The organism is Pseudomonas sp. HLMP (assembly GCF_046365545.1).
Lineage (GTDB): Bacteria > Pseudomonadota > Gammaproteobacteria > Pseudomonadales > Pseudomonadaceae > Aquipseudomonas > Aquipseudomonas guariconensis_B.
This window is the reverse complement of the sequence record NZ_JBDLLR010000001.1, coordinates 2,677,525-2,703,481: the sequence shown is the minus strand read 5'-3', so window position 1 is coordinate 2,703,481 and position 25,957 is coordinate 2,677,525. Positions and strand designations below refer to the sequence as shown.

Here is a 25,957-nt window from a genome sequence, read left to right as displayed (position 1 = left end):
CCAACGCCCAGCAAGTGTTCAGCACCTGCGTCGCCCTCGGCGGCGGCAACTGGGACCACTCGGCGCTGATCAAAGGCCTGGAGCACATGGCCAACTTCTCGATTCGCGGGGAGTAAGCGGCAAGCTTCAAGCGGTAAGCTGCAAGTAGAAGCCGATCAGCTTTTTCTTGCAGCTTGCCGCTTGAAGCTTGCAGCTGCTACTTCCACCCCTCCAAACGCATGGTCGCCCGAACGAGGCGCTGTTCTTCTTGCTCGATCTCGCGCAAGTTGTCGCGGACGCTGTTGATATGCTCCCGCGCCGCTCGCTGGGCCTGTTCGGGCAACTGCTCCATCACCGCATGGTAGAGCCGTGAGTGCTGGCGATCGATCTGTCGCTTCTGCGCGGGCCGACAGTAGAGATTATTGACCGAGGCGAAAACGGTACTCAGCATCAAATCGCTGAGTGATTGCAGGGTATGCACCAAGACCGGGTTGTGCGACGCCTCGCTGATCGCCCGGTGGAAGGCATGGTCGCGCCGGGCGTGCTCTTGCGGGTCATGTGAGTAGGGATGCTCCTGGGCATCGACCATCTCGTCGTAGCGTCGCTTGATCAGCACCCGGTCGACATCGGTGGCACGCAACGCGGCCAGCCTCGCCGACTCCGCCTCCAGGAGCGCCCGCACCTCCAGCAAATCGAACAAGGTGCGTGGCTGCGAGCTGAACAGATGCATCAGCGGCGTCGCATTCCCTGTTCGGCTCAAGTCTGCGACGAACGAGCCTCGCCCTTGCTCGGTCTCAACGATACCCCTCCCACGCAGCACCCGCAGGCCTTCGCGCAACGCCGAGCGGGAGCAGCCCAGTTTCTCCACCAGGCGCCGCTCGGAAGGCAATGCCTGGCCTACCTTGAGCACACCATCGACGATCAGCTTTTCGATGCGCTCGGCCACCTGGTCGGCGACTTGCGTCTTGCTTTGCTTGCGTGAATCAACGGTGTCCATCGCCACCTCTCAACTGGTCGGACCAGCTTCTTGTTATCGTGCGCTTCGGGGAAGAGTTTCACGCAAAAAACCTGATGCTACTACCCACATTCGCCCCTCACGCCAAAAAAGTGGTCCGACCAGTTCACCCGCTCATCGACTCACAGGCTCGGAACGCGCAGCCTACGCTCGACGTCGGCCCGGTGGGCCAGCTTCGGGCGGACCAGGCCCCAAGCGCACCGGCTGCCGCCAAGAACAACAAAAATACAAGTGAGCCTTATGAACATTCTCTACGACGAGCGCGTCGATGGCGCACTGCCTCGAGTCGACAAGGCCGCCCTGCTCTCGGCACTACGCCAGGCCCTGCCTGACCTGGAGATTCTCCATAGCCAGGAAGACCTGCGCCCTTACGAATGCGATGGCCTCAGCGCCTACCGCGTGGTGCCCCTGCTGGTGGTGCTGCCCGAGCGCCTGGAGCAGGTGCAGGCCCTGCTGAAGATCTGCCACGCCCGCCAGGTGCCGGTGGTGGCCCGCGGCGCCGGTACCGGGCTGTCCGGCGGCGCCCTGCCGCTGGAGCAAGGCATCCTGCTGGTGATGGCGCGCTTCAACCGCATCATCGAGATCAACCCCGAAGGCCGCTTCGCCCGCGTCCAGCCAGGGGTGCGCAACCTGGCGATTTCCCAGGCCGCGGCCCCCCACGGCCTGTACTACGCCCCCGACCCATCCTCGCAGATCGCCTGCTCGATCGGCGGCAATGTCGCCGAGAACGCCGGCGGCGTGCACTGCCTGAAGTACGGCCTGACCGTGCACAACCTGCTCAAGGTCGAGATCCTCACCGTCGAGGGCGACTACATGACCCTGGGCAGCGACGCCCTGGACGCACCCGGCTTCGACTTGCTGGCACTGTTCACCGGCTCCGAAGGCATGCTCGGCATCGTCACCGAGGTGACCGTCAAGCTGCTGCCCAAGCCCCAGGTCGCGCGGGTGCTGCTGGCCAGCTTCGACTCGGTGGAAAAGGCCGGGCGCGCGGTAGGCGACATCATCGCCGCCGGCATCATCCCCGGGGGCCTGGAGATGATGGACAACCTGTCGATCCGCGCCGCCGAAGACTTCATCCACGCCGGCTACCCGGTGGATGCCGCCGCCATCCTGCTGTGCGAGCTCGACGGCGTGGAAGCCGACGTACAGGACGACTGCGTGCAGGTCGAGGCGGTGCTCAAGGCCGCCGGCGCCACCGACGTGCGCCTGGCCTGCGACGAGGCCGAGCGGGCACGCTTCTGGGCCGGGCGCAAGAACGCCTTCCCCGCCGTGGGGCGCATCTCCCCGGACTACTACTGCATGGACGGCACCATCCCGCGCCGCGCACTCCCCGGGGTGCTCAACGGCATCGCCGAGCTGTCGCACGAATATGGGCTACGCGTGGCCAACGTGTTCCATGCCGGCGACGGCAACATGCACCCGCTGATCCTCTTCGATGCCAACCAACCTGGCGAGCTGGAGCGCGCCGAAGCCCTGGGCGGCAAGATCCTCGAACTGTGCGTGGCGGTCGGCGGCAGCATCACCGGCGAGCACGGCGTGGGGCGCGAGAAGATCAACCAGATGTGCGCGCAGTTCAACAGCGACGAACTGACCCTGTTCCACGCGGTCAAGCATGCCTTCGACCCGCAAGGCCTGCTCAACCCCGGCAAGAACATCCCCACCCTGCACCGCTGCGCCGAGTTCGGCTCGATGCACGTGCACCACGGCAAGCTGCCGTTCCCTGAACTGGAGCGTTTCTGATGCGACACGATCACGACGCCAGCGCCGCCCTGCTGGAGCAGGTCAACCAGGCGCTCAACGAACGCACGCCGTTGCGCATCCAGGGCAGCAACAGCAAAGCCATGCTCGGCCGCCCGGTGAGCGGCGACGTGCTCGACACCCGCAGCCACCGCGGCATCGTCAGCTACGACCCGACCGAGCTGGTGCTGACCGCACGGGCCGGCACGCCGCTGCTGGACATCGAGGCCGCGCTGGATGCCGCCGGGCAGATGCTGCCCTTCGAGCCGCCGCACCTGGGCCGCGAGGCCACGTTGGGCGGGATGGTCGCCGCCGGGCTGTCCGGCCCGCGCCGCCCGTGGGCCGGCTCGGTTCGCGACTACGTGCTCGGCACCCGCGTCATCACCGGCCACGGCAAGCTGCTGCGCTTCGGCGGCGAGGTCATGAAGAACGTCGCCGGCTACGACCTGTCGCGCCTGATGGTCTGCAGCTTCGGCTGCCTGGGGCTGCTGACCGAGGTTTCGCTGAAAGTGCTGCCCAAGCCGCGCAAGTGCCAGAGCCTGCGCCTGGAGATGGACGTGCACCAGGCCCTGGGCGAGCTGGCCGAATGGGGCCAGCAACCGATTCCGATCAGCGCGGCCTGCCACGATGGCAAAGCCCTGCACCTGCGCCTGGAAGGCGGCGAAGGCTCGGTAGCCTCGGCGGTCGAGCGCTTGGGTGGCGAGGCCCTCGATGGCCGCTACTGGGCTGACCTGCGCGAGCAGCGCCTGGACTTTTTCGAAGCGCCCGAGCCACTGTGGCGCCTTTCGCTGCCGCACAACAGCCCACCGCTCGAACTGCCGGGCCGGCAACTGCTGGACTGGGGCGGCGCGCAGCGCTGGCTGAAGTCCGACGCGCCGCCGGTGCTGATTCGCCAGGCCGTGGCCCGCCTGGGCGGCCACGCGACCCTCCACCAACCAGACCCGGCCCCTTTCCACCCACTGGCCGAACCGCTGCTGCGCTACCACCGCAACCTCAAGCAGCAACTCGACCCCCAGGGCATCTTCAACCCGGGCCGTCTGTACGCCGAAATCTGAGAGCGCGCCATGCAAACCAACCTGAGCGAACAAGCCAAAAGCCTTCCCCGCGCCGAGGAAGCCGAGCGGATCCTGCGCTCGTGCGTGCACTGCGGGTTCTGCACCGCCACCTGTCCCACTTACCAGTTGCTGGGCGACGAGCTGGACGGCCCGCGTGGGCGCATCTACCTGATCAAGCAGGTGCTCGAAGGCCAGGAGGTCACTGCCAAGACCCAGACCCACCTGGACCGCTGCCTGACCTGCCGCAACTGCGAAACCACCTGCCCCTCCGGCGTGCAGTACCACGACCTGCTGGACATCGGCCGTGCCGTGGTCGAGGCACGAGTACCGCGTTCGTTCGGCGAGCGCCTGCTTCGCGAAGGCCTGCGCACGGTGGTGCCTCGGCCGGCCGTGTTCAAAGCCCTGACTCGCACCGCAAAGGCCTTCCGCCCGCTGCTGCCGCAGACGCTGCAAGCCAAGCTGCCGCGCCATCCGCACCCGGCCAAGCCGCGTCCCCGGGTGCTGCATGCCCGTCGTGTGCTGATGCTCGAAGGCTGCGTGCAACCGTCCCTGTCCCCCAACACCAATGCCGCCGCCGCCCGCGTGCTCGATCGCCTGGGCATCTCGGTGACGCCAGCCCGCGAGGCCGGTTGCTGCGGCGCGGTGGACTATCACCTCAATGCCCAGGACAAGGGCCTGGAACGCGCCCGCCGCAACATCGACGCCTGGTGGCCGGCCATCGAGGCCGGTGCCGAGGCCATCGTGCAAACCGCCAGCGGCTGCGGCGCCTTCGTGCGCGACTACGGCCACCTGCTCGAGCATGACCCGACCTACGCCGCCAAGGCCACACGGGTCAGTGCCCTGGCCCGCGACCTGGTCGAGGTGCTGCGCGCCGAGCCGCTGGAGCGCCTGGGCATCCACGGCGACCGGCGCCTGGCCTTCCATTGCCCATGCACCCTGCAACATGCGCAGAAACTCGGTGGCGCCGTGGAAGACGTGCTCGAACGCCTGGGCTTCAGCCTGACCCAGGTGCCCGACAGCCACCTGTGCTGCGGCTCGGCCGGCACCTACTCGCTGACCCAGCCCGAGCTGTCACGGCAATTGCGCGACAACAAGCTCAACGCCCTGGAAAGCGGCAACCCGGAAGTCATCGTCACCGCCAACATCGGCTGCCAGACCCACCTCGACGGCGCCGGGCGCACGCCTGTGCGCCATTGGATCGAGCTGGTGGAAGAAGCACTCGTCTAGGAGAACGCCATGCAACGCAAAGCTGTACTCGAGCAGGCCGACGTCGCCCGCATCCTCGCCGCTGCCCACGAAGAGGCGCAGCGCAACCAATGGGCGGTGTGCATCGCCGTGGTCGATGACGGCGGCCACCTGCTGGCCCTCCAGCGCCTCGACGGCTGCGCGCCCATCGCGGCCTACATCGCCACCGAGAAGGCCCGTAGCGCGGCCCTCGGCCGGCGTGACACCAAAGGCTATGAAGAGATGGTCAACGGCGGGCGCACAGCGTTCGTCAGCGCGCCGCTGCTGACCTCGCTCGAAGGCGGCCTGCCGCTGCGGGTGGACGGCCAGGTGGTCGCCGCCGTGGGGGTTTCCGGCGTCAAGGCCGAGCAGGACGCCCAAGTGGCCGCAGCCGGTATCGCCGCGCTCTGAGCGCGGCTTCAAGAACAGATGGACCCAGTGATAGGAGAGACGAGCATGACCGAACGCGTGCCTTGCCAGCGTTTGCAGGTGGCGGAGAACTTCAAGCGTTTCATCGAGGATGAGGTGCTCCCCGGGACCGAGGTCGCAGCGGAGCGTTTCTGGAAGGGCCTCGATGCCCTGGTGCACGACCTGGCCCCGCGCAACCGCGCCCTGTTGGCCGAACGCGACCGCCTGCAGGCCGAACTGGATGCCTGGCACAGGGCGCATCCTGGGCCGGTGACCGACATGGACGCCTACCAGCACTTTCTCACCCGCATCGGCTACCTGCTGCCGCAACCTGAAACGGTCAAGGTCGGCACCGAGCACGTCGACAGCGAGATCACCGTGCAGGCGGGGCCGCAACTGGTGGTGCCGGTGATGAACGCGCGCTATGCCCTCAATGCCGCCAACGCCCGCTGGGGCTCGCTGTACGACGCCCTGTACGGCACCGACGCGATCGCCGAAGACGACGGTGCGGCCAAAGCCCCCGACTACAACCCGGTACGCGGCGCGCGGGTGATCGCCTTCGCCCGCGCCTTCCTCGACCAGGCCTTCCCGCTGCAGGGCGCCTCCCACGTCGAGGCCAGCGCCTACCAGGTGGTAGCCGGCCAGTTGCAGGTCTCGCTGAAAAACGGTGAGGCGACCGGCCTGGCCCAACCGGATCAGTTCGTCGGCCACCAGGGCGAAGCCTCGTCGCCAGCCGCCGTACTGCTCATGCACCACGACCTGCACGTGGAAATCCAGATCGACCCGACCAGCCCCATCGGCAGCACCGACGCCGCCGGGATCAAGGACCTGCTGCTGGAGTCGGCGCTGACCACCATCATGGACTGCGAAGACTCGGTGGCCGCGGTCGATGCCGACGACAAGGTGGCCGTCTACCGCAACTGGCTGGGCCTGATGAAGGGCGACCTGGCCGAGCGCGTGCGCAAGGGTGGCCAGACCTTCACCCGCACCCTGAACCCCGACCGCACCTACCACGGCCGCGATGGCGCGCCACTGACCCTGCCGGGGCGCTCGCTGCTGTTCGTGCGCAACGTCGGCCACTTGATGAGCACCCCGACCATTCTCGACGAGCAAGGTCAGGAGATTCCCGAAGGCATCCTCGATGCGGTGGTCACCAGCCTGGCCGCCCTCCACGACCTGCGCCGGCGCGGCAACTCGCGCAACGGCAGCGTCTACATCGTCAAGCCGAAGATGCACGGCCCGGCCGAAGTCGCCTTTGCCGATACGTTGTTCGGCCGTGTCGAAGACCTGCTCGGCCTGGCCCGCCACACCCTGAAGATGGGCATCATGGACGAGGAACGGCGCACCAGCGTCAACCTCAAGGCGTGCATCGCCGAGGCGGCCAGCCGCGTGGTGTTCATCAACACCGGGTTCCTCGACCGCACGGGCGACGAGATGCACTCGGCCATGGAAGCCGGCGCCATGCTGCGCAAGGGCGACATGAAGTCCACCCCGTGGATCCAGGCCTACGAACGCAACAACGTGCTGGTGGGGCTGGACTGCGGCCTGCGCGGCCGTGCACAGATCGGCAAGGGCATGTGGGCCATGCCGGACCTGATGGCGGCCATGCTCGAACAGAAGATCGCCCACCCCAAGGCCGGCGCCACTACCGCCTGGGTGCCCTCGCCCACCGCCGCCACCCTGCATGCCCTGCACTACCACCAGGTAGACGTGCGCCAGGTGCAGCGGGAGCTCGAACGCATCGACCTGCACAGCCAGCGCGAAAGCCTGCTGCGTGACCTGCTCAGCGTGCCGGTCAGCCCCACGCGCGACTGGAGCGCCGCCGAGATCCAGGCGGAACTGGACAATAACTGCCAGGGCATCCTCGGCTACGTCGTGCGCTGGGTCGAACAGGGGGTCGGTTGCTCCAAGGTGCCGGACATCCACGACGTCGGCCTGATGGAAGACCGCGCCACCCTGCGCATCTCCGCCCAGCACATCGCCAACTGGCTGCACCACGGCGTGGTCAGCGCCGACCAGGTTCGCGCGACGCTGGAGCGCATGGCGCGGGTGGTCGACGAGCAGAATGCCGGCGACCCCGCGTACCGGCCGATGGCATCGGATTTCGAGAGCTCGTATGCCTTCCGCGCAGCCAGCGACCTGGTGTTCAAGGGGCGTGAGCAGCCCAGCGGGTATACCGAGCCGCTGCTGCATGCCTGGCGGCTGCGTTTCAAGCAGGCGCGCTGAATCTGTACCGGGCTGCCTTGCAGCCCATCGCCGGCAAGCCGGCTCTCAGGGCCAAGTCGATCACCAATGGTGTGACTTGCAAGGCCCTGTGGGAGCGGGCGTGCCCACGAACAGGCCCGAACAGACACCACCTGACCACTGACCCACCCGGAGACCTCATCCCCGTCGACACGCCCCCCCCTGACAAGCTACCAACAATAAGAAGAGGCTTTTGACATGCAAACCTGGCAACAGATGTACACCCCGCTCGGCAGCCTAGGCCTGTCGGCGCTGGTCGCGCTGATCCCGATCATCTTTTTCTTCGTCGCCCTCGCCGTCTTTCGCATGAAAGGCTACCTGGCCGGCACCCTCACCCTGGTGCTGTCGATCCTCGTCGCCACCCTGGCCTACGGCATGCCCCTGGACATGGCCTTCGCCGCCGCCGGCTACGGCTTCGCCTACGGCCTGTGGCCGATCGCCTGGATCATCGTCGCGGCGGTGTTCCTCTACAAGCTCACGGTCAAGAGCGGCCAGTTCGAGGTGATCCGCAGTTCGGTACTGTCGATCACCGACGACCAGCGCCTGCAGGTGCTGCTGATCGGCTTCTCCTTCGGCGCCTTCCTCGAAGGCGCGGCAGGTTTCGGTGCGCCTGTGGCAATCACCGGTGCCCTGCTCGTGGGCCTGGGCTTCAACCCGCTGTATGCCGCCGGCCTGTGCCTGATCGCCAACACCGCCCCGGTGGCCTTCGGTGCCCTGGGCGTGCCGATCATCGTCGCCGGGCAGGTGACCGGCATCGACGCCTTCAAGATCGGCGCCATGGCCGGGCGCCAGTTGCCTCTGTTGTCGGTCATCGTGCCGTTCTGGCTGGTGGCGATCATGGATGGCTGGCGCGGCGTCAAGGAGACCTGGCCCGCCGCCCTGGTGGCCGGTAGCAGTTTCGCCATCACCCAGTACCTGACCTCCAACTACATCGGCCCGGAGTTGCCGGACATCACGTCGGCGCTGGTCAGCATCGTGTCGCTGACGCTGTTCCTCAAGGTCTGGCAACCGACCCGCGCTGCGGATCGCGAGGTCGTCGGCATGTCTGGCGGCGCCGCCGTGATGGGCGGCTTCTCCGGCGCCCGCAGCGCCACGCCCTCGCCCTACGCCTTCGGGCAGATCCTCAAGGCCTGGTCGCCGTTCCTGATCCTCACCGTGCTGGTGACCATCTGGACGCTCAAGCCGTTCAAGGCCCTGTTCGCTCCGGGCGGAGCGCTGGAGCAACTGGTACTGGTGCTCGCCATCCCGCACCTGGACCAGTTGGTGATGAAGGCCGCGCCCATCGTCGCCGAGCCCACTCCCATGGCGGCGGTGTACAAGTTCGACCTGGTGTCGGCGGGCGGTAGCGCGATCCTGCTGTCGGCGCTGTTGTCGATGTTCGTCCTGCGCATCGACTGGAAGACAGGCCTTGCCAGCTTCAAGGAGACCCTGGTCGAACTGAAGCTGCCGATCCTGTCCATCGGCATGGTGCTGGCCTTCGCCTTCGTCACCAACTACTCGGGCATGTCCACCACCCTGGCGCTGGTGCTGGCCGGTACTGGCGCGGCGTTCCCGTTCTTCTCGCCGTTCCTCGGCTGGCTGGGCGTGTTCCTGACTGGCTCCGACACCTCGTCCAACGCGCTGTTCGGCTCGCTGCAGGCCACCACCGCGCACCAGATCGGCGTCAGCGACACCCTGCTGGTGGCTGCCAATACCAGTGGCGGCGTGACCGGCAAGATGATCTCGCCACAGTCGATCGCCGTGGCCTGCGCCGCCACCAGCATCGTTGGCAAGGAGTCGGACCTGTTCCGCTTTACCCTCAAGCACAGCCTGATCTTCGCCGCCATCATCGGTTTGATCACGTTGTCGCAGGCGTATGTGTTCACCGGTATGTTGGTGCATTGATACCCATTGGGCGCAGGGAGAGAGCAGCGGGCTGCTCTCTCCCTGCTGCCAGCGCACCTTCACCTGGCCGCTTGATGAACACTTGTCCCTTTATGGGGACATGGGCGGCAAAACATCGCGATTAGGATTGCCTTCGATTTCAGTGGTCTCTGCCCACAAACACAAGAACATCGGAGAGCATTCAGCATGCACTGCCCATCGGTCGAGCCACGACGCTCGCTTTATTTCGATTACCAGGTCTATCCCGCCTTTACCGCGGCCGTGGGTGCCGTCTCCCGCCATCGTGAGGCGGTCGTGGTGGTCGGCGCCGGCCCCATTGGCCTGACGGCGGCATTGGAGCTTGCGCGATATGGCATCCCCAGCGTGGTGCTGGAGGCCGAGCAGCAGGTCAGCGAGGGCAGCCGTGCCATCGTCTTCACGCGTCGTTCGCTGGAGATCCTGCAGCAGGTGGGTGTCGCTGATCGAGTCACCCAGGCCGGGCTTGCCTGGCGCTTCGGCAATTCGTTCTACCGCAACCAGCTGGTGTACCGCATGGAAGCGCCCCACGATGACGACGACCGCTTCCCGCCCATGACCAACCTGCAGCAGCCATGCCTGGAGCATGAACTGGTGCAGGCCGCCCTGGCCAACCCGCTGATCGAGCTGCGCTGGGGCAACAAGGTTGTCGAGGTACGCCAGCACGATGATCACGCATGCCTGGAGGTGGATACGCCAGCCGGCCTGTACTCACTGGAAAGCAGCTGGGTCATCGCGGCCGACGGTGCACGCTCGGCCCTGCGTAGCCTCCTTGGCCTGAAACTGGAAGGGGCAGCCTATGAAGGCCGCTTCGTGATTGCCGATATCCGTATCAAGATCGACCTGCCCACCGAACGGCTGGCCTACTTCGACCCACCCTGGAACCCGGGGAACACGGTATTGATGCACCGTGAGCCGGACGATATCTGGCGTATCGACTACCAGTTGCCGGCTGACGAAACGCCCGAGCAGGCGCTGTCGCCCGAGTCGTTGCGCGCGCGTATCGACGCGCAGCTGGCCTTGGTGGGTGTGCAGGATCGTCGTTGGGCATTGGACTGGAGCTCGGTGTATTCGGCACGTGCGTTGACACTGCCCGAGTACATCCAAGGGCGGGTTGTGTTCGCGGGAGATGCCGCCCACTTGCTGCCGATTTTCGGCGTGCGCGGGGCGAATACCGGGTTTCAGGACGTCAGCGACCTGTGCTGGAAACTGGCCTTGCAGATCAAAGGCCTGGCTGGCCCTGAACTGTTGCCCTCCTATAGCCATGAACGGGTGGGCGCGGCTCGCGAGATCATCCAGGAGGCGGGAAAGAGCACGCGCTTCATGACACCACCCAGCACGGGGCAGCGCTTGCTGCGCGATGCGGTGCTGTCCTTGTCGCTGAGCCAGGCGTTCGTTCGGCCGCTGTACCACTGGCGCACCTCCAGGCCGCATGACTATTGCGACTCGCCGCTCAATTGCCGGGACGACGATGACCACCTGTTCACCCAGGGGCCACGGGTAGGCGCTACGCTGCTGAACCTGCGCCTGGGCGACGACGACTTCCTCTTCGATCACCTCGGGGCGGCGTTTCATCTGCTCTGGTTCAGCGATGCCGCAGAACTGCCACAGGACGTTCAGGCCCAGGTTTCGAGCTTGCAGGCGCAAGGAGTACCGCTTCGGGTGATCGCCGTGGGTGCCCAGGTCAAGGGCGCGGACTTGTCCCTGGATGATCGCAGTGGCCGCCTGCGCCAACGCTATGGGGCACCGCTGGGCGGTGCCTACCTGGCCCGTCCGGACCAACACGTATGCGCGCGTTGGCAAACCCTGAGCGCAGCTGCGCTGGTGGCCGGCATCCATAGCGCCCTGGGCAATCACTGAGGAGAGCATCATGTCGACCCTGACCATCGCCGATCTGGAAACCCTCTACGACCACCTGGCCGACAGCCTGGACCGCACGCCCGAAGGCAAGCGGGAGCTGATGTTGGTCAAGCTGGCCCTGCTGGCGGCCGAAGCGCTGGGCGATGCCGAGCGTTTCGCCCAATTGGTCGAGATCGCCTCGCGCGATCTTTAGCTGGCCTGTCCCCGTCGCCCGGCGCCTGCCGGGCAATGGACTTCCCAATAATAACAATCAGGTGGTCCCCATGACCCACGCTGTCGCCGAGGCCGCGCCTGCCTGCGCATCCAGTGACTATCACCGTGTCGGGCGCAAAGTTGCCCGTCGGTTGATCCCCTTCTTGTTCCTGTGCTTCGTGCTGTCGTTCCTGGACCGGATCAACATCGGCTTCGCCGGCCTGACGATGATGGCCGACCTGCAGTTGAGCAGTACCCAGTTCGGCCTCGCCACGACGCTGTTCTATGTCGCCTATATCGCCTGCGGTATCCCCAGTAACCTGGCCTTGGCCCGTATTGGCGCCCGACGCTGGATCGGTTGCTTGATGATTGCCTGGGGGCTGGCCTCGACCGCGACGTTATTCGCCACTGGCCCACTGTCCCTGTACCTGCTGCGGATCGTGGTGGGCATTACCGAAGCCGGATTCCTGCCCGGCGTGCTGCTGTACCTCACCCTGTGGTTCCCGAGCGCCTACCGCGCCAGGGCCAATGCGCTGTTCATGATCGCCATGCCGTTCACGGCGGGTTTCAGCTCGGCATTGTCGGGGCTGATCCTCGGGCTCGACGGCACCTGGGGTTTGAAAGGATGGCAATGGCTGTTCCTGCTCGAGGGGTTGCCCTCGGTGCTGGTCGGGTTCGTGGTGTTCCGTTACCTGGATGACAGCCCGCGCCAGGCCAACTGGCTCGATGCCAAGGAGCAAGCATTGCTGCTCGCTGCGCTGGACGCCGAGCGCAAGGGCCCCGGCAAGCCGGCAGCAGCGCCACGCAGCGTGCTGATGGAGCTGGCCTCGCCGCGCATCCTGTTGTTCGGCATGGTGTATTTCTGCCTGGTCAACACGCTGGCGATGATTGCGGTATGGACACCCTTGATCGTCAAGAGCTTCAACAGTACCGGGAGCCACCAGGCGATCGGCCTGCTTGCCGCCGTCCCCCAGGTCGTGACCATCGTCTCGATGGTCGTCTGGGGACTGCATTCGGATCGCACCGCCGAACGCCGCTGGCATTTGGTGCTGCCCATGTTGCTGGCGGCGATCGGCTGGTTGCTGGCGCTGCCCGGCGGTGGCGCGACGCTGCAGTTGACCGGTGTATGCCTGGCCGCGGCCGGCTCCTACACGGCGATGTCGATTTTCTGGACCACGCCCGACCAGTGCTTGAGCATCGAAGCCCGGGCGCTGGGCATTGCCCTGATCAATGCCCTCGGCAACCTGGGCTCGGCCCTGAACCCACTGCTGGTGGGCTGGCTCAAGGACCTGACCCAAGGCTTCACGGCCGGGTTCATCTACGCAGGCGTGCTCATGCTGGTCGGGGCGCTGTTGGCCTTGTGTCTGCCGCTGTCGGCTAACCGAACCGCCGCCTGATAGACTGGCGTACAGTGCTCGAAGTCGACGCCCTAGTGAGGAAACGGATATGCAATTCTGGCCGCTGCGCACGATCGAGCCGGAGCGCTGCCTGAACATCGGGCAGGCAGCCGCCTTGCTGGGCCGGGTTGGAGAGAACCATCGGCGGCAACTGGCCGGCGACCTGCTGCAGTTGATTGGCAGCGGCATTCCCCTGGCGCAGTGCACGGTGTTCGCCTACGCGCCACGCCGCAACCCCCGGGTGTTCACCTTCGCCGACCGGGCCCGCGAAGTGTCGCTGTTGCAGATTTCCAGCCGTTATGCCGAGCGCTTCTACAGCCAGGACGGCAACCAGCACGCCATGGCCTGCAGCAATGGCGGCGAGCGAATCGTGGTGCAGCGCCAACGTATCGACGACATCGGCCATGCTGAATACCGGCGCATCTGCTACGAGCAACCGAAGATCGCCGAGCGGCTCGCACTGCTGGCCAGCTGTGACAAGGGGCGCTGGCTGTCGGTGAACTTCTACCGAGGGCGTGAACACGGCAGCTTTTCTGCCCAGGAGCTGGACTTCATGGAGGCCTCGGCGCCGCTGTTGATGCAGATCGTGCGGATGCATTACCTGGCTTACCTGCAAGCCAATGAACTGCCGCTGTTGCTGACCGAGCGGCTGGCTGGCCTGTATCCGGAGTTGACGTTGCGTGACCGGGAGCTGCTGCGCTTGCTGCTGAGCGGTATCGACAACGATGAAATCGCTGTGAGCCTGGGGGTACGCCCTTCCAGTGCGGCCACCTATATCAAGCGTCTTTATCGCAAGCTGGGCACCAGTGGGTTGCGGGAGCTGATTGGGTTGGCGACTCAGGCAGGGCGTTGGCGGTGATGCTTTGCGGGTCCAAAGGGTAAGGTAGTGGGAGCGGTTTTGAGTTTAAAAGAGTTCGACCGGCAAACTCACAATCAACCGGTTCTCAGTAAAATCGCTTACCCCAAAATCCCGCCCCACCTCAGCGTTGACCCAACGAACGCTGAGCCCCTGAAGGCTGCGAAACTGAAAGGTATACGTCAGCCCCACATCACGCGCCCACTCCCGCCCGTTGGAGGTCTCGGCGCTATGGATATGGTCGCCGTGGGCGTAGCGCACCAACAGCGTCAACCCCGGTATGCCCAGCGCGGCGAAGTTGTAGTCGTAACGCAGTTGCCAGGACCGCTCGTTGGCGTACACGAAGGTGTTGGCGAACATGTCGTTGGCCAAGGTGCTGCCCAGCGAGCGGTCGATCGTGACCCAACCGTCCTCCCCGTACATTCGCTGCCACCCCATGTAGAACCGGTGACCACCATGGGCGGCAGACAGCAGCAGTGAAGCCGCCTGGTTGTCCAGCGCGCCTGCCAGCGAACGGCCTGTGTCGCGGGTGTCGAACGCTCCCAGCACACCGCCGACCGTCCAACCGCCAACCGGTTGATAGTGCGTGAGGCTGTAGTAGTTCTGCCGGTAGACGTTGTCCAGCTCCGCCGTCCACAACCCTAGCGCCGAATCCTTGCCCAGGCGGTACTCGCCGCCGGCGTAGGTGAATCGGTCAGAGGTCGCGGTTGCAACGGTACGGCCGCCGACCGAGGGGTAAAGGTCTTCGCTGTCTGCGGCACTGCGCGGGCTGAAGGCGTGGATCTGGCCGACATGCAGGACAAGGCGATCGATCTCCCTGGAGGTCAGCATGGCGCCTTGAAAGGTCTGCGGCAGCAACCGACCGTCATTGAAGCGCAGGATGGGCACGTCTGGCATCAGTTCCCCCAAGCGCAGTTCGGTGCGCGACAAGCGCACCTTGGCGGTCAGCCCCAAACGGCCATAGCTGGCCGGCGCACGGCCATCGTCATGGTCATAGGGCAGCAGTTCGGTGCCAGTGCGGTCCGGGCTGCTGTCCAGTTTGACGCCCACCAGGCCCAGGACATCCAGGCCCACGCCCACAGCGCTCGGGGTGTAGCCGGAAGTGCCTTTGATGATGAAGCCCTGGGCCCACTCCTGGCGCTGGCTTTGCACCGCACCGGTGTCACTGTAGTCGCGGTCGAAGTAGTAATTGCGCAGCAATACCGTGGCCTTGCTGTCATCGATCAAGCCTGCATCCGCCATGGCGGACCAGGCAGACGTGCACAACAGAGCCGCCCGGGTAATCGGGTTGTTCAAGGCAAACATGACGAATTCCTTTTTTGTACTTGTTGTGGAATGCGATGGGGGGGCTTATTGCACCAGCAGAAGCGCCCCGGAGACGAAGGCGAAGATGAGTACGAAGCGGCGCAGGCGCGTCTCGTTGATCAGGTGGCGGGCCCAGTGGCTGGCGACCACACCCAGCGCCAAAGGCACGCACAGGGCCAGCACCGGAGAGACCTGCTCGGTGTGCAAATGCCCGCCCACAGCCAGCGCCACCAGCGAAATCACCTCTCCCACCAGAAAGCACAGGGCCACAGAGCCCCGCAAGGTGGCCACCGGCGAGTGCTGGTACACCAGGGCGAGCGGCGGGCCGCCCACACCGGTGGCGGTTTCGGTGATGCCGGTGATCACGCCGGTTGAGATCAGCGCCCGGCGCCCGGGCACAAAAGACGGCGCCAACCAAGTGGCCAGGCACGCGGCGATCGTCGACAGCCCGATCAGCAGGTTGAGCTGCGAAAGCGGCAGCAAGAGCAGGATCCAAAGGCCGCCAAACGTGCCGGCAAAACGCCCCAGGGTAATCCATGAGCTGCCTCTGAAATCGATGGCGCTACGCTCGCGCCAGGCAACGGCGGCATTGAGCGGCAACATCAATATCAGCAGGCTGATGGGCAAGGACTCCGGCGCCAGCAATCCCATTACCGGTGCCACGATCAGTGCGAAGCCCATGCCCGTCGTACCCTGGATAAGCGCACCGCACGCGACGGCGACAGCAATGATGTACAGGGGGTCGAAGGGTAGATTCATCGTTCTTTCGTTCCTGTCAGTCAAGCCACGCTCGGCAAGGGGTGCACTTTATGGATGGGGGCCTGGTCGACGACGCTTCTGGCCAGCGCATCGACCCGGCGCATCAGGTCGCGTGCATCCCAGTCAGTGGGCCAGCCTTGCCACAGGCGTACCTTGCCCTGCACCACCACGGCCTGGATCTGGTCGCGGTTGGCGAGCCTGACCAGGTCCCAGGGCAGGTTCCAGGACGGCAGCAACTCGGGGACCGCCAGGTCCACCAGCAGGAAATCCGCCGCCTTACCCGACGCGATGCGCCCGGTCACCTTGCCCAGCCCCAGCACGTCAGCGGCGTTACCGGTGCCCATGTCCAGCCACAACTGGCCGCTGCCACACACCGAGTCGCCAACCGGCAACCCATGGGCAAAGCGCTGCGCAGCTTCGGCGTAATCGAGCAGGCGGAAACCGTCACCACGGGTGCCGTCGGTGCCCAGGCCAACGGGAATTCCCAGGCAGTGCATCAGGTGCGCCTGGGCAACGGCGTTGCCTTTCCAGGCGCTGGCCACCGGGTTGTAGCTCACGGCTGCGCCGCTATCGCGCAGCAGGCAGAGCTCGTTCGAGGTCAGCAGTGTCGCGTGGGCCAGCAATGCCCCCGGCCCCAACGCGCCCGCCCGGTGCAGTTGCTCGAGGGGCCTTACCCCGTAACGCTCAAGGGAACGCTCGACTGCAACCAGGTGTTCGTTGACATGGCTCTGGAACACCCTGCCCGCCTCATGGCACAGGCGGTACGCAGCGCCCAGGGTGGGGTCGGTGGCAATCTCGGGGATGGGGATTGCCAGCGACGGAGTGATCAGCGAGTCGTTGTCCCACGCGGCCAGGTGCTGCTCAGCCACCGAGAGCACCTGGTGGGCATCGAGTACACGCTCGCCTTCCAGGTCGTTGCAGGTTTTGGCCAGTACGCAGCGTATGCCCACTTCATGGACCGCCTGGGCAATTGCCTCCACCCCCTCCTTGGAGCGGGTACCGGCATCGCACACCGTGGTGAAACCGCCACGCAACGACTCGAAGGCGGCCAGTTTGCTGGTCAGGTACAGCAGGTCGGTATCCAGCGAGCCCTCAAGGGGAATCCACACGCGACGAAAGATCTCCGACGGCTCGCCAAACACCAGGCCTTTGCCGAAGCTCTGGCTGAGGTGGTGATGGGTATCGATGAAGCCCGGCATCAACAGCTGGCTTTCAAGACGCAGGACGGCATGGTCGGGATAGCGGCCTTGCAGCAGCGCCAGCGGGCCGACATCGGCGAAGTGGCCATCGACCACGCGCACGGCGTGATCTCGGCGCGGCCCTTCCGGCAGCAACAGCCAGTCGGGGGCCAGCAGTTGGCCGGGCGCGACAAGGTGCTCTGGCGAAACCGCCAGGTGATGGGTAAAGGAGCAGTTCATATAAAAACCTTAGTGTGCAGGTCAGGAGTTGATCAGCTTTGCCTTGGCGTCCGCGGCGGTGTGCGGGCGGCCAATGCAATGGAAAAGAAAGTTCATGACGGCCGCGGTCAGCGCGCCCATGGCAACGCCATTGCCGAGCAGCCCCGCGATGCCGTTGGGGAACTGGCTGTAGACGCCAGGCACAAGAATCGGTAGTAGCCCGACGGCCAGGGCGATGGACACCACATACATGTTGCCGTGGTTGCGCAGGTCCACTTTGCGCAGCATGTCGATGCCCATGGTGCCGACGATGGCAAACACAATCAGGCTGGTACCGCCGACCACGGCTTCAGGTACGCCTTCGATCAACCGTGCCAGCGGGGCAAGCAAGGCGAAGACCAGCAACAACACGCCGGAAACTGCAGTCACATAGCGTGAACGCACATGGGTGGCACGGATGACGCCGATGTTTTCGCCGCTGGTGATGATCAGCGAAGTGCCCATGAAACCACCGAAGATCGAGGTCAGCGCATCGCCACGGATCGTCCGCACCACGTCTTTATGTACGTCCAGGGGTTTGTCTACCGCTTCACTGATGGCCACGGTCTGGCCGGTGGCCTCTACCATCGAAACCAGGCAAAAGAGCATCAGAGGGATCGAGGCGAACACATCGAAGTGCGGCACGCCGAACGGCATGAAGGTCGGCAGGCTCAACAAGGGGTAGGCACCAAGGCCTGCGCGGTCGAATGCGCCGATGGCCACTGCCAGCAAACTGCCGCCCAGCAAGCCCAGCAAGATCGACAACTGGCCCAGCGTGCCGCGCAACAGCCGCGCGCAGAGCACGGTGATGGCGATGGTGGCAAAGGCCAGCAGCAGTTGCTGGGGCGCGGCGAAATGCGCGCTGCCGGGCTGGCCGACAATCAACTGGCCCGACAGCTTGACCAGGTTGACCGCGACCAGCAGCAACATGGTGCCCACGACCACCGAAGGGAAAAACCGTAGCAGGCGCCGAAACACCGGCAACACCAGAAAGTAGAAAATGCCCGTCAGGATCACCGCGCCCGATGCCGTCGCCACACCGTTCTGCTGGGCGATCAGGATGAACAACATGATCGGTGCGCCGCCGGGCAGCATGATGAACGGCAGGCGTGCGCCACAGCCCCGCAAGCCCAGCGACTGCAACAACGTGCCCAGGCCACAGACCAGAAAGGTGGCGCTGAGCAGCTGTAGCGTCAGCTCACTGGAAAAGCCGAGGGCCGTGGCCATCAGAAACACCGACGCGATCGGCGATGCCGCCATCACCAGCACATGCTGGGCACCAAACATCAGCAACTGGCGCCAGGGCAGGCGCTCATCAACAGGGCTAACAGGGTTCTTCTCGATATCCGGCATATCCCACCTCGACCTGAGCCGCCAGCGACGGCCCATTGAATTATTGTTATTTGGATCTGGACGAGCCTTGGCAGGAAAAATGCTGTTATCTCCCCTACCAAATCGATTTGTTTGTTTACCCAAATCGATTTGGGTGAAATGTATCCCTGTCCACATCGACTGTCAACGCATCCATCACCCCGGCGCGCCTCAGTAGCTGATAGCCTTCAGGCAGCGTATAACTGCCGCCATCGCTTCAAAGAGCCCACCTGTCTATGCCCAACAGCACGTCTCGCCGCCTCACCATTGCCGATGTCGCCAACGCCGCCGGGGTGTCGCGCACCACCGTGTCCCACGCGCTGAATGATCGCGGGCAAGTCGATCCGGCGACCCGGGCACTGGTGAAGGAAGTCGCTGAACGCCTGGGTTACAGCCCCAACCTGCGTGCCCAGCGCCTGCGCACCGGCCGTGCCAACGCCATTGCCCTGCTCTCCTCCATGCCCTTTGCCGTGGCCGGTGGGTCGTCGCGCTTGGGCTTCTTGATGGAAATCGCCGCCACCGCTACAGAGGCGGCGCTGCGTCGAGGCGTGGCGCTGGTGCTGGTGCCGCCCATGGATGAGGCCCAGGACCTGCTTGATAGCCTGGATATCGACGGTGCGGTGATCATCGAACCGGTCGCCAACGACCCGAACGTTGCGCGCTTGCGCAAACGCGGCGTGAAGCTGGTGTCCATCGGGCGCCAACCCGAGGCACAGGCCTTGCCGTACATCGACATGCATGGCGAAGCCACCGGGACACTGCTGCTCGACCACCTGCACCAACAGGGCGCCCGGCACATCGGCCTGGTGATCGGGGCGCAATCCCGGCACTCCTACCTGGACATGGAGCAGGCCTACCGGGCGTACTGCACCGCCAACGACCAGGTACCGGCGATCGTTCGGGCAGATGAAGGGGGGGGCGAAGCAGCCGGTGCGGCCGCGTGCCTTGACCTGTTGCAAGCGCATCCAGACATCGACGGCCTGTGCGTGCCGGTCGATGCCTTTGCCACCGGCGCCGTGCGGGCGTTGCGGGACAAAGGGCTCAAGATCCCCCAGGACGTGAAGGTGGTGACGCGCTACGACGGCTTGCGGGCACGCGAAAGTACACCGCCACTGACGGCGTTGGACATGCATCTTGAAGACGTGGCTGCCCTGGCCATCGAGCTGCTCTTCGAGCAAATCAATGATACTGGCGAGCGTCAGCGTATTGATGCTCCGATGGCTACGCTGGTTGCGCGTGAGTCGAGCCTAGGCTCTGTATGAAACCTTTGGAGGTCTGATTTTTCGTTTGCTCAGGCGCAGCATGGCAGGACATGGGTGCTCAAGTGCCTAGTAAACGATGCTGCAAGCCGATAGGGATGGCATTGCTGTCACGCTCCAGTTGCTGGATCGACTTGGCCGACTGCTCGATCTCCTGGCTCAGGCGGTCTACGCTCTGCACCGCTGCGTCAATCTGCTGCTGACCTTCGCGGACCTGCTGTTGGCTAATGATGCCGCTCAACCGGTAGCCGCTTTCAGGCCTCACCGCGCAGAGGGGCCGTCATCCTTTGACCTACACGCAAAAGTCATTGTCCTGCCCGCCGCTTTTTCTCGCCCTTGCCCCCGCCCAGAATCCGGGCCTGACATCACTTCCCGATCAGGAGATTCCGGATGAACCACTTCAAGCCCCTGCTGCTCGCCGCTGCCCTGGCCACCAGCGCCCAAGCCACCCTGGCCACCGACTGGCAGGATTCACCCTACGGCAAGCAGGACGAAATCGGCGCCGCCAACCTGCTCACCCCCGAGGTGGTCAAGCAGGCCGTCGGCCTGGTCAAGACCGGCAAAACCTACCCCCTCGCCGTGCCGGTGAGCAAGGACCTGCCGGCCTTCCGCCACCGCAGCTTCCACCTCTACAACATCCAGCCCGGCGAACAGGCCGGCCGGACCCTGGGCAAGAACAAGTTCAGCTTCAACGACGAGCTGGTCAACGGCTGGACCGGCGTCGGCACCCAGCTCAACGGCATCGGCCACATCGGTATCGACAACATCTACTACAACGGCAACAAGGCTGCCGACTTCGTCACCGTCGAAGGCGTGACCAAGCTTGGGGTCGAGAAGGTACCGCCGATGGTCACCCGTGGCGTGGTGCTGGACATGACCACCTACTACGGCAAGGCCATCGTGCCGGGCGGCACGTCGTTCACCGTGAACGACATCAAGGCCGTGCTGAAGAAACAAGGCATCACCTTGCGCAAGGGCGATGTGGTGCTGTTCAACACCGGTTGGCTGGAGCTGATCGGCAAGGACAACCAGCAGTTCCTCGCCACCGAGCCCGGCATCGACCTGCCAGCGGCTCGATGGCTGGCCGACCAGGGCATCGTCGCCTTCGGCGGCGACACCTGGGCCTCGGAGGTCTACCCCAACCCGACGGGCGAAGAGTTCCCGGTCAACCAGTTCATGCTGGCCAAGCGCGGCATCTACAACCTGGAACTGATCGACACCCGCGCCCTGGTGCGCGACAAAGCCTTCGAGTTCCTGTTCGTGTTGGGCCAGCCGCTGTACAAGGGCTCGACCCAAGTCAACATCAACCCGGTGGCCATCCACTGATCGTACATCATTGATGCCTCTTGCCTGTGCGCCGCGATAGGCAAGTGCATCTCTATTAATGACTCCCAGTCAAAGGTTTGAAACCGGACACCCCCTGCTCGCCCCGGCCATCGGGGCCTTTGGTATCGGCACCACCGAATTACCCCTATGGGTCTGCTGCCGGTGCATGCTGCTGGTATGGCTGGGCGGACGCGGCAAGGTCGCTACCAGCGCCGTGGGCGAGACAGTAGTTCGCCCGCCAGGGAGGCTAGCCAAGGCAGAGCTGTCCGAGTAAAACTCCGGACAGTTCCCTTGGAGGTCTCATGCAAGATCTACGTCAGTTGCGCTACTTCGTCGCCGTCGCCGAATGCGAGAACGTTGGACGCGCGGCCGAGCAGCTTCACATCTCCCAATCCCCCCTGAGCCGGCAGATCGCCCAGCTCGAGGGCAATCTGGGCCTTGCCCTGTTCGAGCGGCGCAACCAACGCCTGTACCTCACCGCTGACGGCCGCACCTTCTTGTCCGAAGCCCGCGGCCTGCTGAAGCATGCCGAGCGCCTGGAGTCGCTGGGCAAGCGCCTGGGCCGTGGCGAGGAAGGCGGCCTGTGCATCGGCTACGTCAACCACGCTATCCATGCCGGCGTCCTGCCCGGCGCGGTGCGGGCCATCCGCAGCGAACGCCAGAACATCCATATCGCCCTTTACAACATGACCCCGCGCGAGCAGTTCGAAGGCCTGCGCCAGCGCAGCCTGGACATCGCCCTGGTCTGCGAGCCCCCGCCCAGCGACGACCCCGACCTGCGTGGCCAACCCGTGCTGGACGACCCTCAGCTATTGGCCATTCCCGCCGAGCACCCCTTGGCCGTCAAGGCCGAACTCACGCCCGCCGACCTGCATGAGCAGGAATGGATCATCACCGGTGGCCAGCCTGACCAGATCAACAAACGCGACGATTTCATCGCCCGCTGCGCCGACGCAGGCTTCACCCCGCGCCTGTCGCTGGAGGCCAACGACCCGCTGAGCGTGCTCGGACTGGTGTCCGCCGGGCTGGGCCTGGCGATGGTCCAGAGCAGCCTGTCCACCAGCGCAGGGCCCACCGTTGTGCTGCGCAAGCTGTCGTGGTTCAGCCCCTGCGTGCAGCTGTGGGCAGCCTGGCACCGGGTGGATCTGCGGCCGATCGTGAGCGTGTTCCGCAAGCGGGTGCTGGCGCAGGCAGAGTAGACATACAAGGTCTTAACTCAGTCGAATTATGTCTTTTACAGTCTTACCAGGCAGCACTAGCATGGCTCCCATCGATGCAACTCATCCACAGGAGCCATCCCATGAACATCGACCTCGGCGCACGCACCGCCATCATCAGCGGCTCGACCGGCGGTATTGGTCTGGCCATCGCCCGCGGCCTGGCCCGCGCCCATGCCGACGTGGTCATCGCCGGCCGTAGCCAGAAGTCGGTCGACGCCGCCCTGGCCGAACTGCACGCCCAAGGTGGCCGTGGCCAGGTCCACGGCGTGGTTGCCGACCTGGGCACCGCCGAAGGCGCCCAAGCCCTGTTCGACGCCCACCCGAGCGCCGACATTTTGGTCAACAACCTGGGCATCTATGATGACGTCGATTTCTTCGATGTCCCCGACAGCGAGTGGAGCCGCTTCTACGACACCAACGTGCTGTCCGGCGTGCGCCTGGCTCGCCACTACGCACCGGGCATGGTCGACAAAGGCTGGGGGCGGATCCTGTTCATCTCCTCCGAGTCCGGCATTGCCATCCCGGCCGACATGATCAACTACGGAGTGACCAAGGCCGCCAACCTCGCCGTATCCCACGGCCTGGCCAAGCGCCTGGCAGGCACTGGCGTCACCGTCAACGCGGTACTGCCCGGCCCGACGCTCACCGACGGCGTTGCCACCCTGGTGGCTGAAGCAGCCAAGGTGTCCGGCCGCAGTCTTCGCGAAGAAGCGGACAACTTCGTGCGCACCGCTCGCCCGAGCTCGATCATCCAACGCGCCGCCGAGGTCGATGAAGTCGCCCACCTGGTGGTGTACCTCGCTTCCCCTTACTCCTCCGCCACCACCGGTGCGGCCCTGCGGGTCGACGGTGGTGTGGTCGACAGCCTCGCTATCTGAATTCAACTGGAGAACCCATCATGGCCAACGCCTACGCATCCCTGAAAACCCACCACAGCCCTGATCACGTCTGGGCCCTGATCGGCGGCTTCGACAGCCTGCCCGACTGGCTGCCGTTCATCCCTGAAAGTATCTCCAGCGAAGGCGGCCGCGTGCGCTCGCTGAAAGACCCGGATGGCAACACCATCATCGAGCGCCTGATGGCCTTCGATGAACAACAGCGCAGCTACAGTTACTCGATCCTCACCAGCCCGTTCCCGGTGACCGGCTATCTGTCGACCCTGCGGGTCAAAGCCGACGGCCAGGGCAGCCTGGTGGAATGGCTCGGCGAGTTCACCCCGGTTGGCGTGAGCGACGATGAAGCCATCGCACTGTTCACCGGCATCTACGACGGTGGTCTGCAAGCCCTGGCCAAGACCCTGGGCTGAAATGAACACAAGGGGCCGCCGCACAGCGGCCCCTCGTCATTGTTGCCCCTCGATCAACACGCCTTTGCGCCAGTGCAGCTGTTTCCCTCCGCTACACCTCGCTACCCTTCCCCTTCTTCTCTCAAGAGGATTCCCCATGTCCACCACGCATCGCGCCTGGGGTTGGACCCCGGGCGCCGGCCTGGACGGCCTTGAGCTCATCGACAACCCCCTCCCCCCACCCGGCCCCGGCCATGTGCTGGTGGCTAACCGCGCCATCGCCCTGAACCCGGTGGACTGGAAGATCTGCGAATGGGGCCATGCCGATTGGCGCCAGGGCACCGTGCCCGGCGTCGATGGTGCCGGCACCGTTGCCGCCGTCGGTGAAGGGGTCGACCTGCCCCTGGGCACCCGTGTCGCCTATCACCAGTCCCTGTCCCGCGATGGCAGCTTTGCCGAGTACTGCCTGCTCGATGCAAGCCTGGTGATGCACATCCCCGCCAACCTCGATGACGCCGCCGCCGCAGCGGTCCCGTGCCCAGCCCTCACCGCCTGGCAGGCCCTGGCCAAGGTAGCCGACGGCGCCTCCCGTGACGTGCTGGTAGTGGGCGCCGGTGGCGCGGTGGGCTTCTACCTTGTTCAGCTCGCCGTGCAGCGCGGTTTGCGCGTATGGGCCACCGCTGGCGAGAAACACCACGACCGCCTCAGGCAACTGGGGGTGGTCGGGGTGTTCGACTACCGCGCCAGTGACTGGCAAGCACGCCTGCAAGCCGCCCTGGGTGAGCGCCCGCTGCATGCATTGTTCGACACCGTCAGTGGAGAGCATGCGGCGAGCCTGGCTTGCCTGCTCGGCTACAACGGCCACCTGGTGTGCATCCAGGACCGCCAGGAAGCCGCCCCCCTGCCCGCCTTCAGCACAGCGATCTCGTTGCATGAAGTAGCGCTCAACAGCATCCATGCCCATGGTCTGCGGCTCGATCGCCAGGCGTTGAAGGTCGAAGGGGAGCGTTTGCTGCAAATGGTCGCCGAGGGCCGGCTGGTAATGCCGCAGCGCCTGGACTTTGCCTTCGATGCGCTGCCGAAGGCATTGCGCCAACTCAAGGAAGGCCACGCATCGGGCAAGTGGGTGACGCGGCTGGGGTGATCCAGCCGCCTCGCCCAGGCGTGCAAGGTCAGAAAGTACCCGGGTAGGCACCGCCGTCGATCAGCAGGTTCTGCCCGGTGATGTAGCCTCCGTGGACGCCGCACAGGAAGGCGCAGTACGCCCCGAACTCCTTGGCATCGCCGAACCGCGCCGCCGGAATCGCCTGGCGGCGTGCCTGGGTGATCGCCTGCAGGTCGCCACTGGCCTGGCTCGCTGCCTGCAGAGTCTTTTGCAGACGGGCAGTGTCGAAGGCGCCTGGCAGCAAGTTGTTCAGGGTCACGTTGCGCCCGGCCAGACGCTGCTGACGGGCGAGACCTGCGATGAAACCGGTCAGGCCGCTGCGCGCGCCATTGGACAGGCCCAGGATATCGATCGGCGCTTTCACCGCGCCCGAGGTGATGTTCACCACCCGGCCAAAGCCGCGCTCGGCCATGCCATCGACCACGGCCTTGATCAGCTCGATGGGCGTGAGCATGTTGGCGTCCAGGGCCTTGAGCCAGTCTTCCCGACTCCAGTTACGGAAATCACCTGGCGGTGGACCACCGGCGTTGTTGACCAGGATATCGACCTGCGGGCAGGCGCTGAGCAGGGCCTCGCGTACCGCAGGCTCGGCCACGTCGCCTGCGACCGTGCGTACCTCGATGCCCGAGAAGCGGCTGCGCAGTTCGACGGCCGTCTGCTCCAGGGTGGTGGCGGTGCGGGCGTTGATCACCAGGTTGACGCCCTCGCCGCCCAGGGCCTCGGCGCAGCCTTTGCCCAACCCTTGGCTGGCGGCGCAGACGATGGCCCAGCGGCCCTTGATACCTAGATCCATGTTGGCTCCTCGTCGATTGATGCGTTGGACATTATCACGCGTGGAAGCGCACTGGCCCCTGTGAAAGCAGCGGTTCGGTTGCCCCCACAGGATGCCTGCACGGGCCATTGGCGGGTAAACCCCCACGGGTTGTTTGGTGCTTTCAATAGCACCGTTACCTCTGGAGCGGGTT

The 25,957-nt window shown here is 65.2% G+C and carries 23 protein-coding genes and 1 pseudogene; 17 read left to right on the top strand and 7 right to left on the bottom strand.

The annotated features are described in order from the left end of the window. Positions 1 to 116, top strand: a pseudogene (locus ABFA30_RS12605) (2-hydroxy-3-oxopropionate reductase); the annotation flags it as partial. Between the two features lie 80 nt (positions 117 to 196). Here ABFA30_RS12605 and glcC read toward each other — a convergent pair. Next, positions 197 to 976, bottom strand: a complete 780-nt coding sequence (gene glcC, locus ABFA30_RS12600) for a transcriptional regulator GlcC (protein ID WP_225789236.1) — start codon at positions 974 to 976, stop codon at positions 197 to 199. Between the two features lie 258 nt (positions 977 to 1,234). On the opposite strand from glcC, the gene glcD reads away from it, so the two are divergent. The 10 genes from glcD (at position 1,235) to ABFA30_RS12550 (ending at position 13,869) form a co-directional block, all read left to right on the top strand. Next, positions 1,235 to 2,734, top strand: coding sequence for a glycolate oxidase subunit GlcD (gene glcD, locus ABFA30_RS12595; protein WP_225789235.1), 1,500 nt, complete (start codon positions 1,235 to 1,237; stop codon positions 2,732 to 2,734). Then, complete coding sequence (gene glcE, locus ABFA30_RS12590) at positions 2,734 to 3,786, top strand: glycolate oxidase subunit GlcE (protein WP_410045515.1); 1,053 nt, start codon at positions 2,734 to 2,736, stop codon at positions 3,784 to 3,786. Before glcD ends, glcE begins: the two co-directional genes overlap by 1 nt. A 9-nt stretch (positions 3,787 to 3,795) precedes the next feature. Beyond that, positions 3,796 to 5,013 (top strand): glycolate oxidase subunit GlcF, encoded by a 1,218-nt coding sequence (glcF, locus tag ABFA30_RS12585; protein ID WP_410045514.1) that lies wholly within the window; start codon positions 3,796 to 3,798, stop codon positions 5,011 to 5,013. Between the two features lie 9 nt (positions 5,014 to 5,022). Continuing rightward, entirely contained in the window at positions 5,023 to 5,421 is a 399-nt protein-coding gene (locus ABFA30_RS12580; RefSeq protein WP_225789232.1) for a heme-binding protein, read from the top strand. Between the two features lie 45 nt (positions 5,422 to 5,466). Next, complete coding sequence (locus ABFA30_RS12575) at positions 5,467 to 7,644, top strand: malate synthase G (RefSeq protein ID WP_410045513.1); 2,178 nt, start codon at positions 5,467 to 5,469, stop codon at positions 7,642 to 7,644. Between the two features lie 216 nt (positions 7,645 to 7,860). Beyond that, positions 7,861 to 9,546: a lactate permease LctP family transporter gene (locus ABFA30_RS12570; RefSeq protein WP_253091548.1), complete on the top strand. Its 1,686-nt coding sequence runs from the start codon at positions 7,861 to 7,863 to the stop codon at positions 9,544 to 9,546. A 186-nt stretch (positions 9,547 to 9,732) separates the two neighbouring features. Further along, positions 9,733 to 11,421 (top strand): FAD-dependent monooxygenase, encoded by a 1,689-nt coding sequence (locus ABFA30_RS12565; RefSeq protein ID WP_410045512.1) that lies wholly within the window; start codon positions 9,733 to 9,735, stop codon positions 11,419 to 11,421. Between the two features lie 10 nt (positions 11,422 to 11,431). Then, entirely contained in the window at positions 11,432 to 11,614 is a 183-nt protein-coding gene (locus tag ABFA30_RS12560; protein ID WP_225789228.1) for a DUF2783 domain-containing protein, read from the top strand. A 70-nt stretch (positions 11,615 to 11,684) separates the two neighbouring features. Continuing rightward, a complete protein-coding gene (locus ABFA30_RS12555) occupies positions 11,685 to 13,010 on the top strand; it encodes an MFS transporter (RefSeq protein WP_368815849.1) in 1,326 nt (441 codons plus the stop codon). A 49-nt stretch (positions 13,011 to 13,059) separates the two neighbouring features. Next, positions 13,060 to 13,869: a LuxR C-terminal-related transcriptional regulator gene (locus ABFA30_RS12550; RefSeq protein ID WP_410045511.1), complete on the top strand. Its 810-nt coding sequence runs from the start codon at positions 13,060 to 13,062 to the stop codon at positions 13,867 to 13,869. Between the two features lie 45 nt (positions 13,870 to 13,914). Here the strand turns inward: ABFA30_RS12550 and ABFA30_RS12545 are convergent, their stop codons facing one another. From ABFA30_RS12545 to ABFA30_RS12530, 4 genes are read right to left on the bottom strand one after another with little or no spacing between them, the layout of a single operon-like run. Then, positions 13,915 to 15,171: an OprD family porin gene (locus tag ABFA30_RS12545; RefSeq protein WP_410045510.1), complete on the bottom strand. Its 1,257-nt coding sequence runs from the start codon at positions 15,169 to 15,171 to the stop codon at positions 13,915 to 13,917. 45 nt (positions 15,172 to 15,216) lie between these two features. Next, positions 15,217 to 15,930: a sulfite exporter TauE/SafE family protein gene (locus ABFA30_RS12540; RefSeq protein WP_253080609.1), complete on the bottom strand. Its 714-nt coding sequence runs from the start codon at positions 15,928 to 15,930 to the stop codon at positions 15,217 to 15,219. 20 nt (positions 15,931 to 15,950) lie between these two features. After that, positions 15,951 to 17,348, bottom strand: coding sequence for an amidohydrolase family protein (locus tag ABFA30_RS12535; RefSeq protein WP_253091551.1), 1,398 nt, complete (start codon positions 17,346 to 17,348; stop codon positions 15,951 to 15,953). Between the two features lie 21 nt (positions 17,349 to 17,369). Then, entirely contained in the window at positions 17,370 to 18,875 is a 1,506-nt protein-coding gene (locus ABFA30_RS12530) for a uracil-xanthine permease family protein (protein ID WP_410045509.1), read from the bottom strand. Positions 18,876 to 18,973: 98 nt separating this feature from the next. On the opposite strand from ABFA30_RS12530, the gene ABFA30_RS12525 reads away from it, so the two are divergent. After that, entirely contained in the window at positions 18,974 to 19,999 is a 1,026-nt protein-coding gene (locus ABFA30_RS12525) for a substrate-binding domain-containing protein (RefSeq protein ID WP_225789221.1), read from the top strand. A 58-nt stretch (positions 20,000 to 20,057) separates the two neighbouring features. Here ABFA30_RS12525 and ABFA30_RS12520 read toward each other — a convergent pair whose 3' ends face one another. Next, entirely contained in the window at positions 20,058 to 20,237 is a 180-nt protein-coding gene (locus ABFA30_RS12520; protein ID WP_410046072.1) for a hypothetical protein, read from the bottom strand. 149 nt (positions 20,238 to 20,386) lie between these two features. Here ABFA30_RS12520 and ABFA30_RS12515 point away from each other — a divergent pair, with 149 nt between their 5' ends. From ABFA30_RS12515 to ABFA30_RS12495, 5 genes are all read left to right on the top strand, one after another. Continuing rightward, entirely contained in the window at positions 20,387 to 21,322 is a 936-nt protein-coding gene (locus tag ABFA30_RS12515) for a cyclase family protein (RefSeq protein WP_225789220.1), read from the top strand. Positions 21,323 to 21,624: 302 nt separating this feature from the next. After that, complete coding sequence (locus ABFA30_RS12510) at positions 21,625 to 22,521, top strand: LysR family transcriptional regulator (RefSeq protein ID WP_253091554.1); 897 nt, start codon at positions 21,625 to 21,627, stop codon at positions 22,519 to 22,521. Between the two features lie 101 nt (positions 22,522 to 22,622). After that, a complete protein-coding gene (locus ABFA30_RS12505) occupies positions 22,623 to 23,420 on the top strand; it encodes an SDR family NAD(P)-dependent oxidoreductase (protein WP_253091555.1) in 798 nt (265 codons plus the stop codon). Between the two features lie 20 nt (positions 23,421 to 23,440). Further along, complete coding sequence (locus tag ABFA30_RS12500; RefSeq protein WP_225789219.1) at positions 23,441 to 23,848, top strand: SRPBCC family protein; 408 nt, start codon at positions 23,441 to 23,443, stop codon at positions 23,846 to 23,848. A gap of 136 nt (positions 23,849 to 23,984) precedes the next feature. Next, positions 23,985 to 24,971, top strand: a complete 987-nt coding sequence (locus ABFA30_RS12495; RefSeq protein ID WP_253091556.1) for a zinc-binding dehydrogenase — start codon at positions 23,985 to 23,987, stop codon at positions 24,969 to 24,971. Between the two features lie 28 nt (positions 24,972 to 24,999). Here ABFA30_RS12495 and ABFA30_RS12490 read toward each other — a convergent pair whose 3' ends face one another. After that, positions 25,000 to 25,785 (bottom strand): SDR family oxidoreductase, encoded by a 786-nt coding sequence (locus tag ABFA30_RS12490; protein ID WP_253091557.1) that lies wholly within the window; start codon positions 25,783 to 25,785, stop codon positions 25,000 to 25,002. Between the last annotated feature and the right edge of the window lie 172 nt (positions 25,786 to 25,957).

What these genes read in the sequence shown, in the direction of transcription:
- ABFA30_RS12565 (WP_410045512.1), top strand. Translation starts at nt 9,733, where the DNA reads ATGCACTGCCCATCGGTCGAGCCACGACGCTCGCTTTATTTCGATTAC.
- ABFA30_RS12515 (WP_225789220.1), top strand. Translation starts at nt 20,387, where the DNA reads ATGAACCACTTCAAGCCCCTGCTGCTCGCCGCTGCCCTGGCCACCAGC.
- ABFA30_RS12490 (WP_253091557.1), bottom strand. Translation starts at nt 25,785, where the DNA reads ATGGATCTAGGTATCAAGGGCCGCTGGGCCATCGTCTGCGCCGCCAGC.
- ABFA30_RS12555 (WP_368815849.1), top strand. Translation starts at nt 11,685, where the DNA reads ATGACCCACGCTGTCGCCGAGGCCGCGCCTGCCTGCGCATCCAGTGAC.
- ABFA30_RS12580 (WP_225789232.1), top strand. Translation starts at nt 5,023, where the DNA reads ATGCAACGCAAAGCTGTACTCGAGCAGGCCGACGTCGCCCGCATCCTC.
- glcE (WP_410045515.1), top strand. Translation starts at nt 2,734, where the DNA reads ATGCGACACGATCACGACGCCAGCGCCGCCCTGCTGGAGCAGGTCAAC.
- ABFA30_RS12525 (WP_225789221.1), top strand. Translation starts at nt 18,974, where the DNA reads ATGCCCAACAGCACGTCTCGCCGCCTCACCATTGCCGATGTCGCCAAC.
- glcF (WP_410045514.1), top strand. Translation starts at nt 3,796, where the DNA reads ATGCAAACCAACCTGAGCGAACAAGCCAAAAGCCTTCCCCGCGCCGAG.
- ABFA30_RS12575 (WP_410045513.1), top strand. Translation starts at nt 5,467, where the DNA reads ATGACCGAACGCGTGCCTTGCCAGCGTTTGCAGGTGGCGGAGAACTTC.
- glcC (WP_225789236.1), bottom strand. Translation starts at nt 976, where the DNA reads ATGGACACCGTTGATTCACGCAAGCAAAGCAAGACGCAAGTCGCCGAC.
- glcD (WP_225789235.1), top strand. Translation starts at nt 1,235, where the DNA reads ATGAACATTCTCTACGACGAGCGCGTCGATGGCGCACTGCCTCGAGTC.
- ABFA30_RS12550 (WP_410045511.1), top strand. Translation starts at nt 13,060, where the DNA reads ATGCAATTCTGGCCGCTGCGCACGATCGAGCCGGAGCGCTGCCTGAAC.
- ABFA30_RS12530 (WP_410045509.1), bottom strand. Translation starts at nt 18,875, where the DNA reads ATGTGGACAGGGATACATTTCACCCAAATCGATTTGGGTAAACAAACA.
- ABFA30_RS12505 (WP_253091555.1), top strand. Translation starts at nt 22,623, where the DNA reads ATGAACATCGACCTCGGCGCACGCACCGCCATCATCAGCGGCTCGACC.
- ABFA30_RS12545 (WP_410045510.1), bottom strand. Translation starts at nt 15,171, where the DNA reads ATGTTTGCCTTGAACAACCCGATTACCCGGGCGGCTCTGTTGTGCACG.
- ABFA30_RS12500 (WP_225789219.1), top strand. Translation starts at nt 23,441, where the DNA reads ATGGCCAACGCCTACGCATCCCTGAAAACCCACCACAGCCCTGATCAC.
- ABFA30_RS12510 (WP_253091554.1), top strand. Translation starts at nt 21,625, where the DNA reads ATGCAAGATCTACGTCAGTTGCGCTACTTCGTCGCCGTCGCCGAATGC.
- ABFA30_RS12570 (WP_253091548.1), top strand. Translation starts at nt 7,861, where the DNA reads ATGCAAACCTGGCAACAGATGTACACCCCGCTCGGCAGCCTAGGCCTG.
- ABFA30_RS12560 (WP_225789228.1), top strand. Translation starts at nt 11,432, where the DNA reads ATGTCGACCCTGACCATCGCCGATCTGGAAACCCTCTACGACCACCTG.
- ABFA30_RS12540 (WP_253080609.1), bottom strand. Translation starts at nt 15,930, where the DNA reads ATGAATCTACCCTTCGACCCCCTGTACATCATTGCTGTCGCCGTCGCG.
- ABFA30_RS12535 (WP_253091551.1), bottom strand. Translation starts at nt 17,348, where the DNA reads ATGAACTGCTCCTTTACCCATCACCTGGCGGTTTCGCCAGAGCACCTT.
- ABFA30_RS12495 (WP_253091556.1), top strand. Translation starts at nt 23,985, where the DNA reads ATGTCCACCACGCATCGCGCCTGGGGTTGGACCCCGGGCGCCGGCCTG.